The organism is Pseudarthrobacter woesei, assembly GCF_055412745.1.
Window position 1 is genome coordinate 15331 of sequence record NZ_JBVAYU010000007.1, and the last position, 25720, is coordinate 41050.

The 25720-nt window shown below is 61.8% G+C and carries 28 protein-coding genes, 1 tRNA gene and 1 pseudogene; 15 read left to right on the forward strand and 15 right to left on the reverse strand.

Going from position 1 to position 25720, the window contains the following annotated elements:
- Positions 1-32: 32 nt before the first annotated feature.
- The 4 genes from ACZYZE_RS11380 to ACZYZE_RS11395 form a co-directional block, all read right to left on the reverse strand.
- Entirely contained in the window at positions 33-1247 is a 1215-nt protein-coding gene (locus tag ACZYZE_RS11380) for a putative type IV secretion/conjugal transfer ATPase (RefSeq protein ID WP_463907770.1), read from the reverse strand.
- Between the two features lie 242 nt (positions 1248-1489).
- A complete protein-coding gene (locus ACZYZE_RS11385) occupies positions 1490-2995 on the reverse strand; it encodes an SCO6880 family protein (RefSeq protein WP_463907772.1) in 1506 nt (501 codons plus the stop codon).
- Entirely contained in the window at positions 2988-4292 is a 1305-nt protein-coding gene (locus ACZYZE_RS11390; protein WP_463907774.1) for a type IV secretion system protein, read from the reverse strand. Before ACZYZE_RS11390 ends, ACZYZE_RS11385 begins: the two co-directional genes overlap by 8 nt.
- Positions 4293-4472: 180 nt before the next feature.
- A complete protein-coding gene (locus ACZYZE_RS11395; protein ID WP_250821336.1) occupies positions 4473-4760 on the reverse strand; it encodes a hypothetical protein in 288 nt (95 codons plus the stop codon).
- Positions 4761-4980: 220 nt separating this feature from the next.
- Here ACZYZE_RS11395 and ACZYZE_RS11400 point away from each other — a divergent pair, with 220 nt between their 5' ends.
- From ACZYZE_RS11400 to ACZYZE_RS11425, 6 genes are all read left to right on the forward strand, one after another.
- Entirely contained in the window at positions 4981-5412 is a 432-nt protein-coding gene (locus ACZYZE_RS11400; protein ID WP_463907776.1) for a LexA family protein, read from the forward strand.
- A 47-nt stretch (positions 5413-5459) separates the two neighbouring features.
- Positions 5460-6758, forward strand: coding sequence for a Y-family DNA polymerase (locus tag ACZYZE_RS11405; RefSeq protein ID WP_463907778.1), 1299 nt, complete (start codon positions 5460-5462; stop codon positions 6756-6758).
- A 40-nt stretch (positions 6759-6798) separates the two neighbouring features.
- Positions 6799-7137, forward strand: coding sequence for a hypothetical protein (locus tag ACZYZE_RS11410; RefSeq protein ID WP_463907780.1), 339 nt, complete (start codon positions 6799-6801; stop codon positions 7135-7137).
- The gene (locus ACZYZE_RS11415) at positions 7134-7508 is read left to right on the forward strand and encodes a hypothetical protein (RefSeq protein ID WP_463907781.1); all 375 of its coding nucleotides are present in this window, start codon (positions 7134-7136) and stop codon (positions 7506-7508) included. Before ACZYZE_RS11410 ends, ACZYZE_RS11415 begins: the two co-directional genes overlap by 4 nt.
- A gap of 431 nt (positions 7509-7939) precedes the next feature.
- A complete protein-coding gene (locus ACZYZE_RS11420; RefSeq protein ID WP_463907783.1) occupies positions 7940-8218 on the forward strand; it encodes a hypothetical protein in 279 nt (92 codons plus the stop codon).
- The gene (locus tag ACZYZE_RS11425; protein ID WP_463907785.1) at positions 8215-8637 is read left to right on the forward strand and encodes a hypothetical protein; all 423 of its coding nucleotides are present in this window, start codon (positions 8215-8217) and stop codon (positions 8635-8637) included. Before ACZYZE_RS11420 ends, ACZYZE_RS11425 begins: the two co-directional genes overlap by 4 nt.
- A gap of 326 nt (positions 8638-8963) precedes the next feature.
- On the opposite strand, the gene ACZYZE_RS11430 is transcribed toward ACZYZE_RS11425, so the two are convergent.
- The 3 genes from ACZYZE_RS11430 to ACZYZE_RS11440 form a co-directional block, all read right to left on the reverse strand.
- Positions 8964-10769, reverse strand: a complete 1806-nt coding sequence (locus ACZYZE_RS11430) for an ATP-binding protein (RefSeq protein WP_463907787.1) — start codon at positions 10767-10769, stop codon at positions 8964-8966.
- Entirely contained in the window at positions 10766-11716 is a 951-nt protein-coding gene (locus tag ACZYZE_RS11435) for an SIR2 family protein (protein WP_463907789.1), read from the reverse strand. Before ACZYZE_RS11435 ends, ACZYZE_RS11430 begins: the two co-directional genes overlap by 4 nt.
- Before the next feature lie 305 nt (positions 11717-12021).
- A complete protein-coding gene (locus tag ACZYZE_RS11440; RefSeq protein WP_463907791.1) occupies positions 12022-12351 on the reverse strand; it encodes a histone-like nucleoid-structuring protein Lsr2 in 330 nt (109 codons plus the stop codon).
- Between the two features lie 305 nt (positions 12352-12656).
- Between ACZYZE_RS11440 and ACZYZE_RS11445 the strand changes: the two genes are divergently transcribed.
- From ACZYZE_RS11445 to ACZYZE_RS11465, 5 genes and pseudogenes are all read left to right on the forward strand, one after another.
- Positions 12657-13319: a hypothetical protein gene (locus tag ACZYZE_RS11445; protein ID WP_463907793.1), complete on the forward strand. Its 663-nt coding sequence runs from the start codon at positions 12657-12659 to the stop codon at positions 13317-13319.
- A gap of 163 nt (positions 13320-13482) precedes the next feature.
- Positions 13483-15600 carry an exonuclease domain-containing protein gene (locus ACZYZE_RS11450; RefSeq protein WP_463907795.1) on the forward strand — a complete coding sequence of 706 codons (2118 nt, stop codon included), beginning with the start codon at positions 13483-13485 and terminating at the stop codon, positions 15598-15600.
- Positions 15597-16283 carry an 8-oxoguanine DNA glycosylase OGG fold protein gene (locus tag ACZYZE_RS11455; protein ID WP_463907796.1) on the forward strand — a complete coding sequence of 229 codons (687 nt, stop codon included), beginning with the start codon at positions 15597-15599 and terminating at the stop codon, positions 16281-16283. Before ACZYZE_RS11450 ends, ACZYZE_RS11455 begins: the two co-directional genes overlap by 4 nt.
- A 66-nt stretch (positions 16284-16349) precedes the next feature.
- Positions 16350-17246: pseudogene (locus ACZYZE_RS11460) on the forward strand (zinc-ribbon domain-containing protein); the annotation flags it as partial.
- Between the two features lie 60 nt (positions 17247-17306).
- A complete protein-coding gene (locus ACZYZE_RS11465) occupies positions 17307-17807 on the forward strand; it encodes a DUF559 domain-containing protein (protein WP_463907964.1) in 501 nt (166 codons plus the stop codon).
- Positions 17808-18117: 310 nt separating this feature from the next.
- Here the strand turns inward: ACZYZE_RS11465 and ACZYZE_RS11470 are convergent, their stop codons facing one another.
- From ACZYZE_RS11470 to ACZYZE_RS11480, 3 genes are all read right to left on the reverse strand, one after another.
- Positions 18118-19230, reverse strand: a complete 1113-nt coding sequence (locus ACZYZE_RS11470; protein ID WP_463907798.1) for a C40 family peptidase — start codon at positions 19228-19230, stop codon at positions 18118-18120.
- The gene (locus ACZYZE_RS11475) at positions 19230-19739 is read right to left on the reverse strand and encodes a hypothetical protein (protein ID WP_463907800.1); all 510 of its coding nucleotides are present in this window, start codon (positions 19737-19739) and stop codon (positions 19230-19232) included. The genes ACZYZE_RS11470 and ACZYZE_RS11475 overlap by 1 nt, the downstream gene beginning before the upstream one ends.
- Before the next feature lie 268 nt (positions 19740-20007).
- The gene (locus tag ACZYZE_RS11480) at positions 20008-20793 is read right to left on the reverse strand and encodes a hypothetical protein (protein WP_463907802.1); all 786 of its coding nucleotides are present in this window, start codon (positions 20791-20793) and stop codon (positions 20008-20010) included.
- Positions 20794-21104: 311 nt separating this feature from the next.
- Between ACZYZE_RS11480 and ACZYZE_RS11485 the strand changes: the two genes are divergently transcribed.
- On the forward strand, positions 21105-21428 hold the full coding sequence (locus ACZYZE_RS11485) for an ArsR/SmtB family transcription factor (RefSeq protein ID WP_463907804.1): 324 nt from the start codon (positions 21105-21107) through the stop codon (positions 21426-21428).
- Here ACZYZE_RS11485 and ACZYZE_RS11490 read toward each other — a convergent pair.
- Positions 21382-21855 carry a hypothetical protein gene (locus ACZYZE_RS11490; protein WP_463907806.1) on the reverse strand — a complete coding sequence of 158 codons (474 nt, stop codon included), beginning with the start codon at positions 21853-21855 and terminating at the stop codon, positions 21382-21384. The two genes, ACZYZE_RS11485 and ACZYZE_RS11490, sit on opposite strands and share 47 nt — an antisense overlap.
- A 267-nt stretch (positions 21856-22122) precedes the next feature.
- Here ACZYZE_RS11490 and ACZYZE_RS11495 point away from each other — a divergent pair, with 267 nt between their 5' ends.
- Together ACZYZE_RS11495 and ACZYZE_RS11500 are read left to right on the forward strand one after the other, a co-directional pair.
- A complete protein-coding gene (locus tag ACZYZE_RS11495) occupies positions 22123-22362 on the forward strand; it encodes a helix-turn-helix domain-containing protein (RefSeq protein ID WP_463907808.1) in 240 nt (79 codons plus the stop codon).
- Between the two features lie 78 nt (positions 22363-22440).
- The gene (locus ACZYZE_RS11500; protein ID WP_463907810.1) at positions 22441-22686 is read left to right on the forward strand and encodes a hypothetical protein; all 246 of its coding nucleotides are present in this window, start codon (positions 22441-22443) and stop codon (positions 22684-22686) included.
- Between the two features lie 20 nt (positions 22687-22706).
- On the opposite strand, the gene ACZYZE_RS11505 is transcribed toward ACZYZE_RS11500, so the two are convergent.
- Together ACZYZE_RS11505 and ACZYZE_RS11510 are read right to left on the reverse strand one after the other, a co-directional pair.
- Complete coding sequence (locus tag ACZYZE_RS11505; protein ID WP_463907811.1) at positions 22707-23837, reverse strand: tyrosine-type recombinase/integrase; 1131 nt, start codon at positions 23835-23837, stop codon at positions 22707-22709.
- Between the two features lie 87 nt (positions 23838-23924).
- Positions 23925-24006, reverse strand: a tRNA-Leu gene (locus ACZYZE_RS11510).
- Positions 24007-24212: 206 nt separating this feature from the next.
- Here ACZYZE_RS11510 and ACZYZE_RS11515 point away from each other — a divergent pair.
- The gene (locus ACZYZE_RS11515) at positions 24213-24818 is read left to right on the forward strand and encodes an ANTAR domain-containing response regulator (protein ID WP_459317263.1); all 606 of its coding nucleotides are present in this window, start codon (positions 24213-24215) and stop codon (positions 24816-24818) included.
- Positions 24819-24882: 64 nt separating this feature from the next.
- On the opposite strand, the gene ACZYZE_RS11520 is transcribed toward ACZYZE_RS11515, so the two are convergent.
- The gene (locus ACZYZE_RS11520) at positions 24883-25266 is read right to left on the reverse strand and encodes a DUF202 domain-containing protein (RefSeq protein WP_463907813.1); all 384 of its coding nucleotides are present in this window, start codon (positions 25264-25266) and stop codon (positions 24883-24885) included.
- Complete coding sequence (locus ACZYZE_RS11525; RefSeq protein WP_459317261.1) at positions 25266-25634, reverse strand: YidH family protein; 369 nt, start codon at positions 25632-25634, stop codon at positions 25266-25268. Before ACZYZE_RS11525 ends, ACZYZE_RS11520 begins: the two co-directional genes overlap by 1 nt.
- Positions 25635-25720 lie beyond the last annotated feature (86 nt).

A 25720-nucleotide genomic window follows, 5' to 3' on the forward strand; every position in this document is an offset into this window, starting at 1 on the left:
ACTGTCTCCCGCCCGCCGGTTCATGGCGGCTTTCAGACCATCCGGTCGTCGGTGCCGAAGACTGCCAGTTCGTCGGTGGTGACCCGGTTGGCGACGATGAAGGAACGGTTCCCGACTTTCCAGAGCCCGACGCCCTTGGGGAGGTTCTCCACGTGCTCACATTCCGCCTCTGAAAGACCCAGCGCTTCCTTGGTCAGGCGCATTGCATCGTGCTTTTGCCGGTAGATGATCCTGGTGTCGGCTTCGGTGAGCAGGCCGAGGGCCTTTTGGCGGTGGCCGCTGGTGCTGTCTCCGATTTCATTGAGGTCGGCCACTTTATGCATGATGAGCAGGTTCGCGATGCCGTAGGTTCGGGCCAGCCGCCATTGCTCGCTCATTTTGGCGAGCATGTAGGGGTCGGCCAGCATGCGCCAGCCTTCGTCGTAGACCACCAGCCGTTTGCCGCCGTCGGGGTTGGTGACGGCCGCTTCCAGCCAGGTGGCACCGCACGCCGCGGCTAGGGACAGTGCCTGCTCCGAGGCACCGATCAGCGCTGACGTGTCCATCACCATCATGGGCGCACCAGCATCGAAGGAGACGGTGGAGGGTGCATCGAACATGCCTTCCAAGTCGCCGGACACGGTACGCCGTAGCGAGTGGCTGACTGCCTGTCCCCCATCCTTGCCGACCAGACCAATGGTTTCCCTAGACGGGTTCAACAAGTGGTCCAGGACCATCGGCAGCGTGGGATTCGAGTTCTGCGCCACAGTCTCCATGAGCGCCATGTCCAGGGCTGTGTGCTCGACTGGATGCAGCGGCATCCCCTGCCGCATGAGGGACACCAGCGCAACCAGCAGATAGCGCCGTCGTTGACGGACCACCGCCTGCCACTGCGCCTCGCTCAGCGCACTGGACCGCGGACCGGCGTCGAGCGGATTGACCCGGGCAGCCCGGCCGGGGCCCACAGAAATGACCTTCCCGCCGACGGCGTTCGCGACGGCGACCCACTCGCCCTTAGGGTCAGAGGCGACGGCGGCTTTCCGACCCAGCGTGATCGACCGGGCCACCAGGGACTTTCCGCACATGGACTTCCCTGTCCCCACGGTGCCGATGACAACGATCGACGGGCCGCTGATGACGCCTTTGTCGTAGAGAATCCACGGATCGTAGGAGAACGCTCCTGAGCCGAACACGTCTGTGCCGATGTAGGTTCCTTCGTGGCCCAGGCCTGATTCGGTGATAAACGGGTAGGCCGCGGCGAAGGTCATGGTGGACGCTCGGTGCGGTGCCGGGCGCAGGCGGTGCGGGCCTCGCAGAGAATTCGCTTCATGGCTCCCCCAGTCGCCGCCGTGTTCTCTTTTGTCAAGCCCGGCGCCGACTGTCTCTCCTAAGCTGCGGAGCGCGGACTCCCACGATTGGCTGTGGGCGTTGGCGTCCTGCCGGCGTCGTTCCTTCCGCTCCTGGCGGTTCCCACCCGCCGGGACGTAGTGAACCGATTGGCGTGTTCTCTTCATCGCAGTCCCCGCCCAAAAGGGAGCGCACCAGCGACGAAGGCCGCCCACTGCTGCCCGGCCAGAAGCCGCAGTTCGACGAAGGCACCCGCCGCCGCCGACTCGAGCTCCTGCCTGTGCCGAGCCAGGTCTTCGAGCGTGGCCGCCGTGATGGTCACGTACGCGGCCGGCCGGACGTCTCCGTGACCGGCGACGATCTCCTCCTCGCGCTGCGTCACTTCTTCTTCCTCTGCCCGTTGCTCGCGGGTGAGCGGCCTGTCGAAACGCGTGTTGATCCGCCGGCGCGTTTCGTGGGCTTCCTGGGCGGAGCGGATGTCCCGCAGCGCCTCGGTCGTGGGTACGGACCGGATCACCTCGGTCACCGTATGGCGGAACTCGCCGACATAGATCAGGGGGTGGAGGAAGCCCGGAAACACCTTCTGCCGAGGCCACTCGGCGATCCAGAACGTTTGATGAAAACCGGAGTCAGTCCGCACATAGGTCCAGTGCTCATCGACCGCCATTGGCCCGGCAGCGACGCCGGGCGCCATTAGTTCCGTATCGTTCTGCGGCCCCGGCGCTGTGGTGGAGACTGCAGACTGCCGGACCGCGGCTGCTGGGGCGGCCGGATCGAAGGCGCCGCGGACGACGTCGAGGAGGCCCGTCTCCGGAAGCCACTCTTCCACCCTGACATTGTGGGTGCCCAGCGCGGTGGTCATGGCCTCGACTTCCAACCGCAGGACTTGTTCGACGCCGACGAGTCCTCCGCCGGACTCCTTGATTCGGCGTCGGGCCTTGGCGGTATCCACGACAAGAGCGAGCAAGAGGTCGTGGCTCATCGCCGATCCGGCCGCAGCGATCAGGTCCTCGTAAGCGCGCTGACCCCAGGTGAGGTCTTTAGGTGTGCTCGCCCGCTCTGGGGCAGTGCGTTCGTAGAAGTCGCGCAGGGCCGACGAGGGATACGGGACGGTGTAATCCTGGACGGCGATTCTGGCGACGCTGCTGCGCTGGGCCATGCCTGCCTGCACCCTGGACCAGGCCTGAACCGCCCAGGCCTTGTCGTCAGAGTCCAGGAGCGCGAAGGATCTGGTGCTGCAGCGCAGCACGGCGATTGCCTCCCTGCCTCGGGCGTCCACGATGAACGACTCACCGGTTGAGGTCCTACGTAATTCCAGGTTTCCCAATCCGCCCGGCAGCGCCAGGCGCCCCGCCAAGGCCGGGCGCTCAGGCCTGACCAGGAAGCGGGTCTGCTCGGCGGCCAACCGGTAGACGAACAGGGCTGCATGCCCGGCCCAGACCGGGTAGGGAATCCTCGAATACTGGAGCAACCCGAGCAGGATGAGCGACAGCCACATTGGTCCCGATGCGAAGAGGCCAACTGGTCCGCGAAGTGCCGATGCCGTGCTGGCTACAAGGACCCCGGCCGCCAGCAGCAGCAACTGGTACCACTTCAAGCCCATAAATATGCCGCGACGCTCGTACCTGGGGAATTTGACGGCCTCGAGGGCCCTTGAATTTTCAGACATGGGAATCACCATCATTCGGGGACTGGACGACTGGTTGCTGCCTGATGGGCGGGTGGCCAAGTGTTGCCATCGGCGGCCCCGGCGGGGTGGCCGGCTGTGGTCCCGGTCGAGGAGCCGGTGCCGGTCGGGTGGCCGCTGGCGGTGATGCCGAGCGAGAGGCCGCCGGATCAGTCGACTGGCTCGGCGGCGGGGGCTGCTCTCCAATTGCACGCGGGCCCGGCCCGGTGCTCGGTGACCCCGGATTCGAATCCGACCCGCGCCGGTTTCCACGTGCCCGGGGCGACTGTCGCTCGGTAGCCGTGGCGCCGGCGTCGAGCATCAACGAAGTGCCACTACCCTCAGGGGTCTGGGGCGACATCGTGCCTGTCTGCGATTGCGGCAGTGGTGCCCAGGGCGGCAGCACGCGAGTGGGAAACTGCGGTCGGCTCGACTGGATCGGACGATTCGCAGCTGAGTGCGATGCCAGGCCCGCGAGCGTGAAGCGGCCGGCGGTCTGTCGGCTGATCTGCCTGGCGGCAAAGCCAGAGCTTCGAGAAAGTACGTGTCCGCCGCCCGCAGTTTGTGCTGCTGCTGCTAGCTCACCACCGGCGAAACTAACGAGGCGTAACGCCATCAGCGGCGCACCACAAGCCAAGGCCATGCCGACCACGCCGGCTGCCAGTCCGGCGAATGACTTCGACTCGGCAAAGAGCTTGATGGCCACGGCCAGCACGGTGGCGGCAAGCGGCTTGGCGAGAAGCAACGCGACGACGATCTCGCACCACCGCCGAGCCCACGTTTGAGTCTTCTCCCACGGCATGAGCATGAGAGCGACCGGGGCGACTGCGGCAAGCACGAGGAGCGCAAAGGATCGAAAGATCATGGAACACATCAGGATGAACGCCAGGACCCAGACAACGATGACTGCCATGGCGGTGACGACTACCGCCCCGGCCGCGCCTCCCGTGGACCCGGGAGCCAGAGAGACGACGTTCCACTCTCTTCCGGCGCCGGCCGGGGCCTTTTCGAAGCCGAAGAGCCGCATGAACAGTACGTAGGGATCCGTTCCCATGGAGCCGAGAAGCGCCGTCGACGCCGAATCACTGACTTTGGTGAGCTGGCGGACCAAGTACACCGCACCTGCCACCATCGGGACAGCGGCGGCCCCGCCTACCAGGGCCCGCACCAGACGGCGGGGTTGTTGGCTGATCAAACCGGACAGCAGCTGAAGGATCATGGCCACGACAAGGGGCGTCATCATGACGACGACCCACCAACTCGTGAGCCCTTCGACGGCGGTCCACTGCGAATCATCCACGTCTGAGAAGCTGAACGCGCCCGTGATGAAGGACCAGATCCAGGAGGCGATGTTTTGGAGAATGTTTGCGAAGAACGACGTGATTGAACCCTGTATGCCGTCGTTCGCTTGGGAGACAAGCCCGCACCCTGGCGGCCACCATCCGTTGAGATCACAGTCAACCGGCATGATGAATCGGGCCTAGAATCCGAGATTGAACGCCGACTGGGACCAAAGGATGTAGCCGTTAATGCCACCCAGGATTGCTGCCACCGGGCCAGTCCAGAGCAGGATCATGCCCCCACCGGATGCCAGGCGCGACGATTGGCTCAATTTGCCTGCCAACAGCATCGCTGCTCCGATGATCGCGACAATGGCGATCACGATGAAGGCGCCGACGAGGATGCCGCCGCCGATCTGTTTCAGCGATTCGAGAAAGGGGAAGTTGGCGTTCGGGGTGATTCCGGGATCCACAGCTGCCAGCAACATCGGGGGCTCCATCTGTCGTCTTCGAATGGGGATGAGGGTTTTGGGCTCACGACTTCATAGAGGTTGCGGGGCGGGGCTACATGACTGTTGTTGATTTTCGGGACGGGTTCGTACCTCCTTGGGCATCCTGCATCAGATGCAACATGGTGGAAAATGCTCAATGTCAGCACCCGGGGCTACACTGAATGTATCGAACATATATTCGAATAAAGGGTGTGTTGTGGGCGTTGTAGTTGGTCCCCGTGTGATAGACGCGGGTATGTCGTTGTTGTCGGTTCTGATCTCTCCGGTCCCCGTCGCGGCCGGGTATCCCTCGCCCGCGCAGGACTACTTTGACGGCCGCATCGATCTGAACGAGCACCTGATCAAAGACATCACCAGCACATACGTTGTGAGGGTGTCCGGGGAATCGATGGAAGGTGCCGGCATCAGCGACGGCGATGAACTGATCGTCAACCGGGCCCTGGAACCAGTGGACGGGTCCGTGGTCGTCGCGGTCCTGGATGGGGAACTGACCATCAAACGGCTCCGGATCACCGCCCGCGGTGTCGTGCTGCAGGCGGAGAACCCGGCCTACCCGGACATCCGGGTACCGTCCTTATCCGATCTGGTCGTGTGGGGCGTCGCCACCCGGTGCCTGCACCATGTTTAGGGGGCGCTATTGCGTTAAACGGGAGCTTTGCCGACATGGGGCGAGCAATGTCTAAGTCGGCCCTCATGCGGAATATGCCGCAGATCGCGCATATAGATGTGAACTGCTTCTATGCCTCGGCCGAGCGGGCGTTCGACCCGTCTCTGGAGGGCCGGCCCGTGATTGTGCTCTCGAACAACGACGGCTGCGCCGTCACGCGTTCCCCCGAAGCCAAAGCCCTCGGCATCCCCATGGGTGAGCCGTGGTTCAAACTCGCCCCGCGCGCCAAGGAATGGGGACTCGTTGCCCTCTCGAGCAACTACGAACTCTACGGCGACATCAGCGCCCGCGTGATGGAACTGCTCGGCCGGTACAGCGCCTGGCTGGAGGTCTACAGCATCGACGAGGCGTTCCTCGGCGTCAAAGGCACCCCGGAAGAACTCCTGGCCCTAGGCCGGACCATGAAGGCAACCGTGCGGCGAAACGTCGGCGTGCCGGTCTGCCTAGGAATCGCACCCACGAAGACCCTGGCGAAACTGGCCAACAAATGGGCCAAGAACAACCCCGCCTTCGACGGGGTCTGCCACTGGGACTCCGTGCCCGCCGCGGACCGGGAATCCCTGATGCGCCGCCTGTCCGTGATCGAGATCTGGGGTGTCGCCACCCGGCTGACCAAACGCCTCAACGCCCTGGGGATTCACTCCATCCTTGATCTGTCCCGGGCGGATCCGGTGATGATCCGTGACCGCTTCTCCGTGGTCATGATGCGCACCGTCCTGGAACTCCAGGGAACCCCCTGCATCCCGATGGAGGAAGAACGAATCGGCCGTGACCAGCTCATCTTCTCCCGCTCCTTCGCCACCCCGATCACCACTGCCGCCGGGATCCGGCAGGTCATGAGCGTCTACGGCCAGCAGGCCTCGGCGCGGCTGGCCAAACACGGACTCCAGGCCAAAGTCCTCACCGCGTTCGCCGGCACCTCACACTTCAACCCGAAAGACACCTCCTACCCCTCGGTCTGCGTGCCGCTGCCGATGCCGACCGCGGACCCGGTCCTGCTTACCAAGGCAGCCCACGCCCTGTTGCCCCGCATCTGCGAGGGCATCCGGTACGCCAGGGCCGGGATCATGGTCACCGACCTGAGGCCCAGCGGCAACCAGGCACCCCTGGCCCTGTTCGAGAACCCGCACGAGGAACGCCACGTCGGAACCCTCTTGGAAGACATCACCCGCCGCTACGGGCGCGGATCCATCGGCCTCGGCCACGGCGGCATCCGCGGCGGGCCGGACTGGACCATGAAACGGGACATGCTCTCCCCCCGCTACACCACCCACTGGGACGAACTCCCCCTCGTCAAAGCCGCCTAACCAAATTCGCCAGCACAGCACCACGAAGGAAACGCGCCTCATGACCCTCACCATCGAAGTCCCCGTCCAGACCCACGAGCTGCAGGTCCGGCTCGACCCGGCAGGCAAACCCCTTGCCATCCGCCATGACGGACAGATATGGCTTGTCGATCCCGACACGGATTCTCAGCAGTGGTTCGGACGAGACGCCTGGTGGAACACCAGGCGCACAGCGGCCGTCGGAAGCGGCGACCTGGTCAGCATCGAATTCTGGCGCATCCAGGTCCGTCCCGGCACCCATTCAGCCCTCCGGACCGTCACGCTCCGCCGGGAACCGCCGTCCACCCAGTGGCTGCTGGAAAACATCAGCGACGCCGACGAAACAACCGAAGAAGAGTGAACGGCCAAACCATCAGCGATCAGACGTGGGAAAGGGTCCGGATCGAATTCACTCTGCCGACTCTCGGGCAGGTACGCCGGCGGCTTTCCGAGCTCATGGAAGACCCCGACCCCGTCATGCGGCAGCTCGTCCGCGTCTTCATCGAAGACGGCACCTTCTGCCCGGGATTCCAATTCCTCCCCGACGGACAGCTCCACCCAGTCGTCACAGCGCTCTTCCGGAGAGCCATGGAGCTGGACATCCCGCACAACTACTTCACCCTCTGGATGGTCACCCCCTCCAAGGGACTTGCCGGAGCACGCCCCGTTGACCACCTGAAACGCGACCCCGCTCCCCTGCTATGCGCGATGGAATCCTTCCGCTGGCGCTAAAACTGGCCCTTGACCTCGCCGGTACATGTACTGGATGCGGCGCGTCGATCGTGGCGGGTCAGGAAATCGCGACCTCTTCATCTGGGCGGGTAACGCGTTATCACCACATTGAGCCATGCCCTAGTGCGGCTCCAATCCCGTGCAGCATCTGCGGCGGCAACTGGTGGGAGTGCGACTGCCCCTGAGACGCTGCCGCCCCAGTGTGCATCTAAACAGCTGAAATTTTCCGAAGACGACTGCACGGATGTCCGAGCTCGAATGCACGATTATCTGGTTAAGGCGCACTCCATCCGGATGTACGTTTCAGAAGGCGTCTGCACGAATGTCATTTGCTGCATCTTGGGTGCGAGCATGGGTTGCATGGCAAAGCAGGTGCGTGTCCCGAGGTCCGAGCTCCGAGGTCCGAGGTCGAGATCTGGTCCACCTGACTCATGTGGGTCGAGGCGGCGGAGATGCAGTGCGCACGGTTCCGCCGCGTCTCGGCGTTCAACACGATCGCGCGGGTGGAGGCTGACTCGCGATCGCTGGCTGGTGTTCTGCCCGAGATGCGCAAGGGCCCGAATCCGCCGGTGCTTGTCCCGACCGTGGCGATACACATGCAACAGAGGATCGAGCGGACGTTCCTGCTCTCTGCGATCAACAACGTGTTCCGTTCGCAGGACCGGCTCCTGGAAAACCGAAGACTGCGATGGAGGAGGAGCCAGTATTGAGGGACCTCCGGAACATCTCCGAGCACTGGGACGAACACGGGCGGTCGGCGAAGAACCTCTTGGAGACCGGGCACGCCAAGCTGTTCTTCAAGATTCAGGAGAAACTCGCCGCGATGCGCGGGCTGGAGGAGCTTTCGCGGTTTCGTACGCTGGCGGAGGAAGACCCGTGGGCGGTGTTCGAACTGCCGATGCCAGACAACAACGAGGTGTGGCTCTCCGGCATCCCGCTCACGCAGATCGAAGTCTGGCTCATCGATGTCAGACAGCTCTTGGAGCAGGCGCTGCGCGCGGCAAGCGAGCACGTCCCTGACATGATGACTTCGCATATCGACGGTGACGACGCGACCCCGTTGCCGGAGGAGCGGAGGCGGTACCGGCTCTGGCGCGAGGACTTGAGCCCCGTGCCGGAGTGGCGTTAGGACCTTATGGGAGCAGGGCCGGTGCAGCGCGGGTCCAGTGGTGTCGCTTTCCGAAGTCTTTCGCACCGGCGCCCACCACAGCTCGCTGCATCATCTATGGATCGTATTTGAGATGCCCAGCGGCGCGGGCCAGATTCGACATCGTCTTGCCCACAATCCCTGGTCTCCATCGCATATCCTGCGGACACAGATCATGCGCAAGAAGTGGTTACGGAGAACAACACGCTACCGACGAGACCGCCAGGCTGTTCGAGGTCGCCCGCGGCACGGTGTACCTCATCGTCCAGCGCACGATTCCATCGGGAGCACCGCCCAACCGTGAACCCTTAGCCCCCGCTCGCGATAGTCGCCATTTGGGACGACTCAGCGGCTCCGGCCTCGGCTGCATGCTCACGAGGGATCTGGAGTCGGGACTGCTTACGCATGGCTTCGACGGCTGAGATCAAGTCTTCCGACTGCACCTTCCGAGTTCCCCATTCGGTCCAAAAATCCATCGTTGCACTGCGTGGTTTCACGGACGGCCTGTGAAGCCGGACCCTTGTAGGCAAAACCATTGCGTCGCCCAGAACGATAGCCTCCCCAACATCCAGGAGGGGAAGCGCAGCAGTTATTCCCCCAAGGCTGTCCGGCATGAGTCTACGAATTAGTGACTGGTCCTGGTCGTTAGTTAGTCGAAGGACGATGAAGTTATTGCACTGCGACAGAACTGTGCGGCTTACGTCTGATGGTCGCTGGCTAACGATCATGAGTGAAATGCCATACTTTCGACCTTCTTTGGCAATCCGCTCAAAGGCCTCCACCGCACGTTGTGAAACAACGCCATCGGCAGTTTCAGGCAGGTAGAGATGTGCCTCGTCGCAAACGAAGGTGACCGGTGTGCGTTTCTCGGGGTCCGTCCAGAAATGAACCTCATAGAGTAGCCTCGCGAGCACACCAACCACTACAGGCAGGACATCGCTGGGCACTTCGCTGAAGTCAACGATCTTAATACCAGGGTCAGTGCTCAGCAGCATCTCTGCGAAACCGTGCAACCAGACATACTCATTCGTTTCAGAGTGAGGATCGAACATGAAGGAATAGCGGCGGTCTTCTGTTCGACTGCGTAGGCGCGCAATGAATCGGGAGAGCGTGCCGAAGAACGGACCCCCCTTATCCACCCCGGCGCGGGCGCCTGGCACGCGCTCTTCATCGTCTGCTTGCAGCGCTCGGAGAAGCTCTGAAAGCGAATAGGGTATGGGACTGTCGACCGTAAAATGTGGAATCACATCTTCCCTGCTGTCGTCCTCAAGCGCTTTGAGTTTCAAGGCACGAACGTGGTGGGATAGTCGAGCCGCCTGGTTAGGAGCATTCGTCTCCGAGCGATCCAGTAGAAGTGCCTGCATCTCTTCTTGGTTGAGAAGCCACCAAGGCAGGTTTAGAGCCTCTGACGTGCCACCTTCAGCGATACCGGAATTCGCTACTTTGAATCCCTTTGCTATGGGATTATCGCCTTCCGTAAGCGGCCCATACTCTCCGTGCATGTCAAAAACGATGAGATTGGGATGGGCCAGGCGCTTGGCTTTTTCTAAGATCAGGGCAACTGCCCAGCTTTTGCCGGAGCCGGTACTCCCAAGGAGAGCGGCATGTCGCTGAAACAATCGATCCCCATCCGCAACCGCCTCGGCTGACGCATCGGCTACAAACGTCCCTAAATTCAAGCGCCGTTCCGGGTCGACCTTTTGGCTAAGCAGCCCCATAAGCCTCTGAAGATTTGACCCAGAAATAGCCCAGCACGAGGCATCGATCAGTGGATACGAATCCGCACCCCTCTTGAACGTGTTGACGCGGTCACCGTCGACCGTGCGGTATGTGCCCACCAAGACGACACGCAACAAATCCCGCTGCTTCGCCTCCGGGAGATCGCCTTCTTCATCGACGTCAACGTCCTCATAGACATCCCGCGTTACCCGGTCGAGCAATCCGACGAGATACTCGCTCGCATTTGCTCCTTGGATAGCGATCAGGCTGCCGACAGCAACTCGGGTCAGCAATTCGTGATCGAGTGCCTCCGCCCATACGCTCCCTGTGTCCACGCGAAAGACGCGACCCAGTGCCCCCTCCGGAGCAAAGTCCAGCACAGTCTGATTGGTCATACTTGGAGCGCCTCTCTTAGCAGAACGTCGAGTTTCCAGATACCGCAGTTGACGATTTCCTGGTTGCCTTCATGCATGATGACTGATGAATCGTCTGTAGGACCTCGTTCAATTCCCACTGCATCGGGGTTGGTGGACAAAAACGCACGCGCATTCTCTGTCAATGCGTACGAGACCACGAGCGAAGGCACGTTCGCAAAAGCTGGCTTGAGGTGGGTCTGCAAATGGTCGTCATTGAATCCGTAACCTACGATAAGAAAAGCCCCTGCCCGGTCGATCGCCCGGTTCGCCCGTTCTCGGTGCACGTCGAAAGGCGACTCATAGCCGAGCCTGTACTTGCTTCCACCGGGAGCTACGACTCTGCGAGGCCCCGCGAGAGTCAAATCAGATCTGACAACATCACCGCTTCCGGAGGTGAACCAATCGAGACTCCCGTGGGGCTTGGCGAGCTGGACATGGGGGCGGGCTAAAGTCCTCGACCGGCTTCGCGACGATGCCGTCCGTTCAACGTACTCGTGTTCCTGACGAGCCAGCTTCTCGTCCAATCGCCCAATAGTGTGACCTGCAAACATGGAGTCGACTCCCACTCCCGACAAAGCAAGGTCCACCTCGATGAGACGGTCGTAGTTGGTGGTAATTATGGAGGGCTGCCCGTCGACCCGAGCGAGATGCCTTGCTATGCGGCTGAACTCGCCTGGCTGGTCGCTGCGCGACATCGCATCAATGGCCACCGCCTCATCTTCCCTCACACATTCAGAGGCGTGCAGAGCGATCAGCTCTCCCAGCTCGGCGGGCATTGACTCAGCATGGATGGCCTGTTCAAGGCCTTCGCCATCTTCCAGCGCGACCGCGACTTTCTTCCACTCTGTGTGAACTTCTTCACTGAAATAGCCGTTTTTGAGAGCTGAGTCCACACGTAGAAGGACTTGCTCGGCGAGGCGCCCCATCGTCGGAAGACCCTTTGCACAGGAAGCTCCGGACCCGACTAAGGTCACTAAGCCCTTCCGGAAAAGACTTTGCGTGTGTGCGTAGAGCGCATTCCGCTCCAAATTACCCCCTAGTAGATGTGTCGTGCCAATTGTGCGCGATGGAACCGGATATCCAAGGCTTCGACTCGACCATCAGCCTGAAAAGCCGTCGATCGGCGGAAACATTTCGAGCCGGTCAGCACTCTGCAGGCGCCGCTATCAACGCATACGTGGCGCCGACGACAACGCCCACATCGGGTCAAGGCACCGTTTCCATCTGAGCTCTAGCCCTGGGCGGCGTTGTAGGCCTGCTTGATGGCCTGACTAATTTGGCCACGAGGGCTGGGGTTGTACCCGTTCTCAGCGGCCCATTTACGGATCTTCTGAGTCTCTTCACTACCCATCGCCGAGGTACGTCCACCGATGGTACCGGGCGGGCCCCGAAGGCGCCGGCCCTTAGCGGCGTACCCTTTCAGCGTGTCGCGCAGGTCAGCGGCATTATCTGCTGAGAGATCGATTTCGAAATCGGCACCGTCAATGGAGAACCTAATGGTTTCCTGGGCGTCCTCTCCGGAAAGATCATCGATCAGCTGGATATTGATTTTACGGGCCAAAAGGGGGTCCTTTGTTAGGCGTTCATGCTGTCGCCCCCACGCCAACGTCAGTATTTGCCTTCCACACTATTCCAATTTCTGGCACCACGGAGACCACGCCATTTGTCAGGGTAAAACGGCTGACTAGCCGTTGCCGAGTGTCAGGTTGACCCTATAGATCCGCTCGGTCAGGTGTCAGAAAAAGGCACAACGGACGCTCGGGGCTGCCCGTTATCGGGAACTTCTGCGCGTCACGATCCATTTCGACCGGTCAGCGCAATTTCTTCCGGCTAGGATGAGCGCAAGTCTCAACCATGGGGGAATAGATGCTGGCATCTGACGCTGTCGTACACGGAATTGCTGTTCTCGATATCCACGAAGACAGATGGGCCCTCTGGCAGGTTTCAGCAATGTCGCTGACCGGTTCGTTGAGAGCTTCGGCAACGAATGCCGTAGTCACTGATGGGTTTGATGAACGGGTGTTTCACAGTCTCTCGTATAAGCGCCCTGTTCTTCTCACTTCGCGGGCGCGGAAGCATTGCACCGAGACGGTTGTACTGGAAGCTCCGGCGTTCGATCCGGAGGTCTTTGTCAGCGACTGTACTTCCTGGGTAGATCTGCTCCAAGACCTGTTCTGGTCAGAGAATGACCGCCGTGCCTCCCATAACGCCGACAAGGTTCAAGCGCGCAAGAACGCCCGTGCCGCCGGCGAACCTCTTCCGGAGTATCAGCGACTGGGCCCGCTTCAGGACATCGATTGGCCGGCGCCACCGCTCCCCTCGGCCTGGGAGAGCACGGTGGAATGTGTCGAGCCAGTGAACCGGGAAGCGCTGCGGGTCGCCAACGGGTGCATCCAACTCTTGAACTACTGGCTGGAGATCGAAAACGACCGCCTGCGCGCGTCACGTAAGTACTTCAACGGGATTGGTGGTTCGGCCGTTCGTTCCTGGCCGGTTCCCGCGACTGCGCTGAAGGAACCGGTCCGCTAAGCCAAGATCAGGCCGGTGGAGCGGAAACCCGGGCTGAATACGGCGACGATTTGCGTTGCAACACGCGGACAGCGTCCCTGCCTCGACCGCAATGGGCAGGAGTCGAAAATGTTGGATAACTTGCGGGGGACAGTGTTGTGATCCGCGAATGTGAGGGGCTCTTGTGGGGATAAGTTTTACAGCCATCGACTTCGAAACCGCGAACAGTGAGCGGGGTTCGGTGTGCGCCGTAGGGCTCGTAAAGGTATCAGACGGAGCCATCACGGACCGATACTCAACCTTGATTCAACCCCCGGAAGGCATCAACGATTTTCATCCGATAAATATCAGCAAGCACGGCATTACGGCCGATGATGTAGCTGACGCACCCAGCTGGTCACAGGTCCTCCCGGAAATAATGGCATTTGCCGGTGAAGACATCCTCGTTGCTCATAACGCCGGATTCGACCTAGGCGCTCTCCGCCAGGCCTGCGACTGGACCGGGCTGGAGTACCCGGACCTCAAATACATGTGCACCTTGGTCATGTCCCGGGCGGCGTACAACTTTCCCGTCCACAAGCTCAACTGGCTAGTTCACGAGCTAGGGCTCGACCCGTTCGAGCATCACGACGCCGTCCAGGATGCACATGCCTGTGCGCAGATCTGTTTGGATATAGCAGCGCGGACCGGATCGGCAACTATGGAAGAGCTGGCGGAAGCTACCGCAACTGTTATGGGAACGATTACTTCGGAAGGATGGCGGGGAGCGACGAAGCTCCGGATATCCACCCCGAGCGGAAATCGGACCCGGAGCTCGTCAACGTCTCCAAAAGCATCCGAAATCGAGGTCAACGCCGCGGCGGACCCTGACGGGGCACTGTATGGTTCGGTCATTTGTTTCACGGGAACGCTTCAAACCATGTCGAGGGACAATGCCTGGGGCATGGTCGGCGCACGCGGCGGCCAGCCGTCAAAGGGTGTCACACAGAAGACCACAATCCTGGTCAACGCCGACTTCGACCCGAGCAACGTTCAGCCAGATGACGCCTACACCAACAAGATGCGCCGAGCAATCGACCTTGCACGCCAGGGCCAGCGCATAGTCGTAATCAACGAAACGGAATTCATGGAAATGCTGGCAATCAGCGACGAAGAAGCCGCACAGTCCAGACCGGCACAATCCCCGGGCCGCAGGAACCTCCCGGACCATGTCATTACGACGTCCCACAGCTTGGACCAGGCAAACATGGATCATTTCGCGTGGCAGGATGCGGTGCTGAAGCACCCGAGCGGCCGCGCGGCCGCCGGCGATACTTGCTGTTACTGCGACGGGATCATCCCTGACAAGGTCCCTTGGAAGATCCGGGACCGAGGGTTATGCAGCAGCCAGTGCAACCAGTTGCTGATGCGGGCGGCAAAACGGATGTGGGCCCGTGACGGCATCGGCATCCTCACGTCCCCTGCCCAGGCCGAGAGCGGATTCCTGGTGTCGGAGGAGTTCCCCCTGAAACGGACTACAGGGCCGCGGGCCTTGGGCACTCGTGGCGCAGGAGACTTCCCCTACGAGTTCGACCGGTACCCCATGGTCGGCGACGTGATCGAACGCCATGGCCACCGCACAGAGTATTTGGAGCTGAACGATCCCAGGCTCCCCTCGGCGGCGGCTTCGTACGGCCGCCAGCTTGCTGAAAGCCATGCATTTGACGCTTCACTGATGATCGCAGTGGTGCACCTGAACAGCGGTGCTATCGGCTACGCCAAAAGCACCGCTAACGGAACACCCGACCGCGTCTACTTGCCAGGTGTCTTCCTCAACGGGGATGTCCTGCGCATCGCGTACGGGCGCCCAGTGTCAGGTACTGGAACGGTCTTGGATGGCATCAGCTTCCACACAGAATTCATTTCCCACGTCGAGGACGACGTTAAATACAGGTGGGAGGCTCAGGTGTGGACTCCGCTTGCCCACGCGTCATTGTGGACGCCCGAGCGCATGGCCGTCTCCAGCAACACTGCCAAACGTAAGCGGCAGATGACAGTCTCTTATGCAGCTCGTACGATGGGCGCCGGCGCAGACGGGCATCTCCAAGCGGTGTATTCCATCCACGGCTGGACGTGCCACTTCTGCGGCACGGAGATCAGCCCACAGGTTGCGTGGCCTGATCCATCCGCTCCGTCACTCAGTTCAACATCCGCCCCTAAGGACGGCTTGCTGAATATCGGGGACCTCCGCCCCTCTCACTGGAAGTGCGCCATGGACGAAGGCTCCACCGGAACTCTTCCCCGCATACTTTCAGAAGCATGATCGATCCGACCGCGCCGCTGCCGGATGTGCTCTACCGGGCCTTGCCCGGCGCTCAAGCGGTCATGAACCACCGCACCACCAGCGATGCTGATCGCTGGAAGCTACTAGCGGACCGCGGGCTCCCGGTACCGCCCACATTTGCCGTGAACTCCGGACGATTCAGGATTTCGCGAGCCGAAGTATTTGCTCTTGGCGCCGGTCAACCTTCCCCGGAAGTAGCGTTGCCGCTCCTCTTGGTGTCCATGGCATGGGGCCTCGGAATGCGGGCCCCGCGGCTCAAAGCGCGGCTGGATGCTATCGAACGCGATCCTCACGGTACCGCCGAGAGGCTAACCGAAGCGTGGGAATCGGTCCGGACAAGCGCGGATCCAAAATACGCGTACCGGATCCTAACCACGGAACGCGGCGCAGGCCGCATCTCAATGCTGGGACCGGCATTCGCTACCAAATTCCTTTACTTTGCCCAAGGACCGAAAGCACATCCTCACCTCCTGATACTCGACAAGGTGGTGGCCACAAAACTCCGACCATTTGCATGGCCCCACTCACCCACCGAGGGATGGTGGCCGGAGACCTTCGCCAGTTACTGCACGCTGATGGATAATTGGGCACGCGAAACCACCGACCGGGCAGAACACGACGTGCGCCCGGACGAGATCGAGTACACACTTTTCCGCAGCTAGACCCCTGCCGCCATGAGGGGAACCATCCCTTCACCCTTGCGCGCGCCTGACCGGAGAGGATGGTCCATGACCGACGGAGAAGCCGCCATACCACCCAGCCCGCGTCGAAAACGGCAACAGCCTGTACGCGACGAAGGCACACTGTCCTTGGCGCATTTACGTCCGGACGTCGCCGCTCAATGGGATCCGGTAAAGAACCCCTTTCCTCCTTCGCACGTCCGACCCGGAAGCAACCGCCCCATATGGTGGATCTGCGACAACGGACATTCCTGGCTTGCTGCCCCTCATACCCGAGCCAAAGGGCACGGCTGCGCCTCGTGCAAAGGCATGAAAGCCACACCAGACAACAACCTCGCGTCTTCTCGGCCGGATCTGATGCCCACATGGCACCATCAGCGAAACCAGACCGAACTGGGCCTGGGCCCCACAAAAGTGTTGCCCCAGTCCAACAAGGACGTCTGGTGGATCTGCCCGAACGACCCGAACCATGAGTACACTGCATCCCCCGCGGCCCGCTTTCGCGGCTCGGGGTGCCCCTACTGCGCCGGAAAGAAGGTCAACCCGTCCAACAGCGTCGCGGGAACCAGACCCATTCTGGCCGCTGAGTGGGATCCAGCCAACGCCAGGCGGCCCGAGGACGTGGCGGCTGGCAGTGACTACGCTGCGGACTGGATCTGCCGGAAGGACGGCACCCACAGGTGGACTGCGGCCGTCAGCTCCCGGCCATCCAACGGGACCGGGTGCCCCTTCTGCGACGGGAAGCGACCCACGGACCGTAACCGCCTGGACGTGAACCGGCCATTGCTGGCCCAGCAGTGGCACCCCACCGAAAATGGGGCACTGACCCCCGCGGACGTAACCATGGGTAGCAACCTACGCGTCCGATGGATCTGCCCTCAGGATGCTACTCATGTGTGGTCATCTCAAGTTCGTGCGCGCGCCCTCGACGGCGACGGCTGCAAATGGTGCGCACCGGCCATACGGTCCAGGATCGATATCGCCCTGGCCTGTGAGTTTGCTGCGGTGTTCCCGCAGGACGTGGACCCTGTAAGGCAGGAACGTCTTGATCTTGGCCATAACAGGCCCCATACCGTCGATGTCCTCATCCGTTCCCTTAAGGTTGTAATCGAGTTCGACGGCTCCTACTCCCACAAGGGCAAAGCCCAAGAAGAGCGCGACCATTCAAAAACGAAACGGCTCCGCGATGCCGGTTACAGGGTGGTGCGTATCAGGGAGGAACCTCTGGCTCTCCTAGACCTCCAGCACGACATAAGCGTTGAACAGATCCGTGTGCCGGACGCGAAAGCCATCACTAGCAAGGTTCTGCAACACATGACTGATCTGGGCTGGATCGGCCCGGAAACCACCGGTGCTTACTTGGCCTCACCAGAACCGTGGGCAACAGAACGGGCCGAGCAGATTTACCAGTCCCTGCCCCCGTCCGAACGGTTCGTGCCGTTTAGCGTCAGGGCCGCAAGGGGCCGGAAGGCGGCAGAAGGAAGAGACACCGCCACACTCTTCTAGAAGTGCGGACAATCGCCCTCAGTAGTACTAGAGCTTGTATCCCTTAAGTACCCCCTGTTGAGGTGGGTGGTCGTCGTTTACGGTGGCCTTGGGAGGGGCCGGGGTGGTTCCGGCTTTCGGCTGGGCGTCATGGCTCGCCGTCGCTGATTCGGGCCCTGTTGCCACGATCAGTGTGTTGCGACCGAACCGAAACGCCTCATCACGTGTACGTGCGTACAGCCCCGGTCTTCCGCCACTTCGGATCCTTGCACTCCTGCCTGGCCCGAGCGACCTAAATTCGGCGGGGTCACAGGTTCGAAATAACTTCACATCACCTCAAGAGATCAAAATACGCCGTATCCGTATTCCAAGCTATTGGATGCAGTAGCGTACCCACCGCGGGATTTAGCGCGCTGTACATCATCCCGTCCCCCGCATAAATACCAACGTGTCCCCAGTCGGCTGGCCCCTGTGCATTCTGGACCACTAGGTCCCCCTGCTGCGGATTGTCGGTCCGCGAACCGACCCTCCATTGATCCACTCGCGGCAGATTGACTCCGGCCTGCCTGTAGATCCATTGGACGTAACCGGAACAGTCCCACGCCTTGTACGCCGTGCCACCCCATACGTAGGCGCCGCCGACCCCTTCCTCGGTAAATCGCAGGATGTCCTTGCGGATTTGGCTAAGATTTGTGGGAACGACCGGGTCCGTCGAGGAAGGCAGCGGTTCGGAGCACCTAGCCGGTGTGATCCCGCCGTCGAGCGCCTCAACGATAGCCGTTGCTTCAGCCTCCCACCGCGCATACAGCTCCGGAAATGCCGACACCTGAACGGCTTGCGCAGCTTGGCCTTTGTTCATGGATTGCCAACCCCGGATATCCAACAACCCGGGCGGGCTGCCATGGTTGGGGCCGGCAGGTCCGCCGTAAAAGGCTCGGACGTTGTACGTCGGATCCATCAACTGCTCAACGGTCCCCCAGCCGGCCGCGGGCCGTTGCTGGGCGGTGCCGAGGGAATCGTGGTCGCTGCCGAGGCCGTCATGCGGGTACTGGAGCGAGGCAGGTACGTTCACGTTGGCAAGGACTCTGAGGCTGGATTCCTGCAGCGCCATCATGATTGCAATTATGCGGCCCTCCCGGGGGACCCCCAATTGTTGGCCAATGGAAACGTAGTCCCCTGCGACGGCCATTTGCCTGTCGGTCACACTGACCGGGGCCCGGCCGATTGTGCGGATGCTCAGCGCGCCGGGTTCGCTGGCTGGCTGGCCGACCACGCCATCTTGCGAGCAGACGGACGGGGTGTCGGCCGCGCCAGCGCCGAGCACCGCCACGGCTGCGCTAAACGCAATGGAACCCACCAGGATCAAGATTGATGCCGCGGCCAGCGAAACCCGCAGAAGGGCCCGGCGCTTGACCAACCCAGCCAACACCACGGCGGCCGGCATCAATAGAGGATCCTGCTGGGATCGGCGTAAAAGCCGACCATGACGCAGTGGTCCGCCGGGGCCGTCACAGCCGGCGGGCAGTTCACCATCACGCTGACAGGTGCCGTGTAGGTGTTGCGGGCAGAAATTGATTGTTCCAGAACGCTGACGGAGGCTGTGCACACATGCAGTCCCTCCCATGGCGCCGGCCGCTCCCGAACCTTGGCCAGCTCGCTGTCGCAGTGCAGGGATTCCACCGCGGCCGAACGGTGCGCCTGCTGATCAGCCAAAGTCGCGTAGCTTCCCGCGTTGACCCCGGTCGCTTCGAACTCCTGCACCAGGACGGCCAAGGGATTGGACCCGTCCGGCAGCACGTCCCACCAGTCACGGAGCCGTGAGTAGACCTCCGAGTAGGTCGTCGTTCGCGTGTCCCAGGTGTAAATCGCCGTCGCCGCCGCGGCAGCGAGCTGGCGGAAGTCAGCAGTGCGGGGTGCGCCCTCCGCATCGGCAATTACAACGTCAGGAGCCACCGTCGAAGGTTGTGCCGGCGTCCCGGCGGAAGCGTTCGCCGGGCCCTTAGGGATCGGCGTCGTCGACGACGGTGGGACCGGAGCCATTGCGGGCGTGGGCGTCGGCCGCATGACAGCGATGAGCGCCGTGACCACAATCACGAGCGCGATTGCTGTGATCCACCATCGCCGCTGGCTCTGTGGGCCAGGTAGCAAGCTTCTCCGCAATACGGACATACGGGCCTCCTTCTCGCCTGTTCATGGCGAGCGGACGTACCCACAACATGACTCAGCAGGCAGTCCGCGTCCCGGCCTGGAGAATCCGCCATGCCGCTTGATAGAGACGGCGCGCGAAGCCGATCTGGACGGCCAGATAGCGCTCGGTGACGCCCAACTGGGCGGCCAACGCTTCCAAAGCCCTCTTCCGTTCGGGTCCTCGCAGTCCCGGGCGAACGATACTTTCAGCCGTTCTGCGGAGTACCGGTGTGGGCAGGCACTCTGCTGCGCGCTGGGATACGTCTCCGATATTGCTAATGGCCGTCTGCTCGACGTCGAGGGCATTTCGAACGGTTTTCGCCGTCTGGCGGACCACGGTCACCGCATGCCAGCGCCGGCGGTCCTGTGGCGACGGCGGACCGTAGTGTCGCGGCCCGGTGAGACTCTCGAGGGCAAGATCCCAAACTCCTGCTGGCAGGCTGGCGCGGGTCAGCTCAATGATCATTCGTGCCCATTGCTGGTCAATAATCTGCTCGGCACTTTGACCTCCACCCCGGTCCATGCCCAGCAACGCCAGAGTAACGATCGGCGTCTGCCCGTCGGCATTCCCTGGTTCCACGATCAGCGGGAGCGTCCGATGGCTCAGCTCCCGACGGACGTGCGCGGCGCACACGTTCGCACACACCCCCTGAACCCACGCACCAAAGGGAATACCGGGGAGCTGGCGGTAATGCCCCCGGGTCACCCCATCCCACACCGCGACCCGGATGTCCTGCATAACGTCGTCCACGTCGCAGGCCCGGCCGATCCGCGAGAGATGCGAAACCACGTATCGCTGTACAGCGTCGACGGCGATCATGATTTGATCTATCGGAACGACAACCGCGGCGGGCTCCGGCGCACCGCGCAGGGAGATGTCGATACTTCCTACATTTGGATGATCTTGTGGGGCCTGATTCAACCTGGCTTCGACTCGCATGGTCTTCACCGCTTCGACTCAACGATTCCAATAAGTCCGGCGCCGGCACGACCGGCGCCCTAAGAGTGGCAGCGAAAGCCAAGGCCGACCACTACGACAGGAAAGCTATACAAACTATTTTCGAAGATAATTAAAGTATCGTCAAGACTGCGGGTCTTACTTTTCGGGGATCGTTCGGTGAGAATGGTTCCATGCCCAGGATCACGCAGCCTCACGACGAAGCCTGGTCGAACGACGTCGAGGCCGCTGTCGCGACATTTGGCAACAGATCGCGGAATGAGATCCTCCGCTACCTTTCCGCGCACGGTCCGGCTACCCGCGGTGACATCGTGGCGGCAGTGAGCGCCGGTGAGCCGAGCGTAGCGAAGCACCTGCTTGCACTTGAGGAGACCGGTGCCATTGCGGTGGACCTTGAGCCGGGCCGGCGACATGGCCGCTCGCCGCGCTATTCAGCCAACTCCGCGCGGATCAAGGAGTTGCTGGCGGCTCATCTTCAGTATCTTCTGGAGGATTAGATGCTGCCTCTTCCGCTCCAGGATGGCGATCAATGTCCTTGTTGAGGTATTCAGAGATGGCCCTTAGCGTCTCCGGAGAAACGTCACCCAACGTCCGCGCCGCGAAGGTCTTCACCCTGGCCGCGCGGAGCGACTTCACAAACTCGAGTTGCGAATCGATCCGCTCGGGCAAGTCGGCGCTGTCGCCGATCAGGTACGAGGGGTCAACGTTGAAGATGTTGCACAGCTCTGCCAATAGCGCCGGATCACTGACCAGACGACCGGTCCCCTCTTTCATGTAAAACCAGCGCGCGCGGGACAACTTGATGCCCCTGGCTTCGAGTTCGGCCTGGACCTCGCGGAACGTTACGGGCTTCCCACGTTCGGCAACCACGACGTCGAGCAGCAGATTCAGACGACGAGCCAGCTGGGCCTGGGGAGACAACATGTCACCGCGACCTACCTCGTCCATCCGCGCTGCCCACCCCTCGATCTGATGCGGGGCCGAGAGCCCGGTCAGGCGCTACGACCCCCTTTCGCCCAGTATTACCTGAGTCGTCCGGCGCGGCAATCAACCGCGTCTACAAGTTGAGGATTCATTGACGCACTCTGGTCTATCCAACATGACCTCAACCGGAGTAACCTGCTGCTGTAGACCCGTCTACAGCAACCCTCCACCATTCCCCTGGTTGTGGTCCCCATGCCGAGCATTTTGATGAACCGAACACGAAGCCGAATTATCCGATTCCTACTCAGGAACGGGCCCTCGACCTGTGGCCAGATCGGCAGGGAACTCAGCGTCTCGCCTTCAGCCGTCCGAAGGCAACTTGGCCTCCTCCTCGATGCCGGGCTGGTGCAGTGCTCATCGACTCAGTTCAGTGCTTCCGCCGAGCAGGTGCAGCTCAATGCTGCGGCCCTCGAAGCGAGTTTCCAGGTCACCATCATGCCGCCGTGATTTCCGGGCTACATGAACTGGGGCAGGACTCGCGCAAGCCGTCCTCGCCGCATAACGACGAAAGGATTGGTCAGGGGCATGAAACTTGAATTCTTCGAACCAGCAGAGGCTGCCACCGTCCTCAAATGTTCAGAGGCATGGCTTAGGGACGGGGCAGCCAAAGGGGAGTTCCCGCACACCGTCTGGGGCAAGGGGAAGATTGTCTTCACGTCGGTCCACCTCCGGGAGATTGCAGAACTTCGTGAAGTCCGGGCTGTTGGCACTACGTCGCCGGCCGTCCGCATGATCGGGACGCGAGCACAGGCTCGCCAGAAGTACTCTTAGGTTAACCATCCACCCAGACGCTATCCGCGCCACACAACCGCCGAACGCTCGACGGCGTCGGCGGCATCCTGGAGCGCCTGCGGCATCAAGTGGCCATGCACCTGCTCAGTCGTTCGCGTAGATGCGTGCCCGAGTCGCCTGGAGATCGTGAACAGCGAGACGCCATCCTGGATCAGCCAGGACGCATGGGTATGGCGCAGATCGTGGATCCGTGGTGACTTCTTCAGTCCACGCACTTGGGCCGCCTTCACGGCGGGAGTCCAGTAGTGGTGCCAATACAGCTTGTGAACGATGCGTTCGCCTTTGGGAGTGGTGAACAGGAGTTCCGAGCCAGGGCGGCTGGCCACCAGTGGAATCAGGACCTCCACCAAGTGCGGATTCAGCGAAACCGTCCTCTTGCCGGCACCGGTCTTGGTCGCGCCAATGTAATACTCGGAATCAGCACCGCGTTTCCATGCCTTGCTAATCCGCATCGTTGCCGGCTTCGACATCAGGTCAACGTCCGCCACAGTCACCGCAGTCGCTTCGCCGAACCGCGTTCCCGTCATAACCAGGAACTCCGTGAATGCCTTGTACCGCTCCCCCATGCATTCCAGGATCAGCCCGAACTCAGCGTGCGTCAGGAACCTGACCTCATCCTCTGCCTTTTCGCCAGAGGGCAACTGGACGCCCCGGCACGGATTATCCTTCCGGTAGCCAAGACGGACCGCCGTCTCCATCGCCGAGAAAATCAAGCCATGGTTGTTCTTGATGGTTTTCGCCGACCGGCCTTTGGTCTGCATCGTCTTCATCCAGTAGGTCAAATGCCGGTAGTCGAGCTTGTCCACCGGGATATGGCCAATCACGTCCGCGATGTGCAACTTCAGCATGGTCTGATACGTGTGGACGGTACCAACGGAAGGCCGGACTAGAAGGTCGATGTGCTCTTGGATCACGGCCGCGACGGTGGGCGCTTTGGTCTGGTTCGCGAGCATCGCATGCTGGGCGATCTCAAACGATTGGTTGTTGGCGTCAAGGAGGCGCTTTAGGGTGATCGCTTCGGATTCCGTTGGCAGCGTGATGCCTTGTTCCTGGCGGTTGGCCGGGTCCCGCCAACACACCATAAAGGACGTCGTACCGTCCTTTTTTGTGCGCTTTCGAATGCTGGCCATAGGAAAAATGCTACGCCGCTGTCCACACTTTTAGTACTTTTGTCCACACTCAGCGCCCTCAAATGCGACTGACCTGCGGAAACACTGTGCCCGAGGTGGGACTCGAACCCACACACCTTTCGATACCGCATTTTGAGTGCGGCGCGTCTGCCAATTCCGCCACTCGGGCGCGGACTCCACCGGAGTAACAATCGCTCGGCCACAGTGCTGTGAGCAACGCGATCGCTTCCAGTGCGCGAAATTACTCTACATGCAGATAGGCTGAATTCCAGAATCGCGCCAGTGACGCCGCATCGAACCAAACCGGTCCAAGTACACCAGCGGGCAGAACCTAAGATGGTCCCCTTCCCGCCGTACCTTTCCAAGGAGTTCCCCGTGTCAGAACAGACGGAGCCAAACCCCACGTCCAAGCCGGCGCGCCGCGTCGTTGTCGCCGAGGATGAGACCCTCATCCGCCTGGACATCATCGAAATCCTGCGGGGCGAAGGCTACGACGTCGTCGGCGAAGCGGACAACGGCGAGAAGGCCGTGCAGCTTGCCGAAGAACTCCGGCCGGACCTGGTCCTGATGGACGTCAAGATGCCCATCATGGACGGCATCTCCGCCGCCGAGAAGATCGTCAAGGCCCGGATCGCCCCCGTGGTCCTGCTGACGGCGTTCAGCCAAAAAGAACTCGTGGAGCGCGCCCGTGACGCCGGAGCCATGGCCTACGTGGTCAAGCCCTTCACTCCCGCGGATCTCATCCCCGCCCTCGAAATCGCCCTGTCCCGGCACGAGGAAATCAAGGCACTCGAAAGCGAGGTGACCGACCTGCAGGAGCAGTTCGCCACACGCAAGCTCGTGGAGCGCGCCAAGAGTCTCCTGACCACCAAGATGGGGCTCACGGAGCCGGAAGCTTTCCGCTGGATCCAGAAGACCTCGATGGACCGCCGCCTCAGCATGCGCGAGGTCGCCGAGACCATCATCAACCAGGTCAACTAGTTCACATCTCCCCCGGATCCGGGACGGCCGCAGCCGTGGCCTCCCGGATCCGGCAGTTAAACTGCTAGTGCGTTAGGTGCTCGCTGAGACGCAACACGGCAACGAGCGCCATAGTTCCGCCACCAAACGTGGCCGCGGCCAACAAGGCCGGCAAGATTCCTCCGCTGAGCGCCACCCTGTCGTTCCCGGACGAGGTGAGCATCGTGTGGCTGCGGCGGTAACGCCGCTGCGTGAGAGTAAGCGCCACGAGTGACGCGCCAGCGCCAAGGGCTGCTGGAATGAGCGCCCACGAGCCCAAAGCCTCCGGCAGAATGCGAAGCGCCGCCAGGGATGCGACGGCGACCGCCAGCGCAGTCCGGCGCCAGGCCAGAGCGGTCCGTTCCGGCTGCAGTCCGGCGTCAAACGGACGGCTGCTCCGGCTGTCTTCAGACTCAGCACCGGCTGCCATCAGGCGAGGACGACGCCGAGGAGGACCAGGATCCCTGCCACCGAAACCGCGGCCCCCATCGGGAACGTGAGACGGGCGGCCGGCAGGGGCCTGTCGAGGCGCAGTGCGCGCTCGATCTGCATCCAGCCGACCCAGGCCTGCACGGGCGCCGCGATCCCGGCGACGATGAGGACAATGGAGGCCGAAAGGCGCAAACCGTCCTGCAGGTTCAGTCCCAGCGCCTCCAAGGCAACGCCGCTCGCAATCAGCGCCAGGGAGGTCCGTATCCAGGCCAGGAATGTGCGTTCGTTGGCGAGGCTGAACCGTGCGTCCGGATCTGATCCCTGGGAAAACAGGGCTGCCGGAAATCGTCTCGTTGCGTCAGTCATGGCACTTTCTGGTTGAGGGGGTGCCCACCGGGCCGCTGATGCCTTTCGGGGCGGAGTGCCCGGGGTCCATTCGAGCATTGCAGATA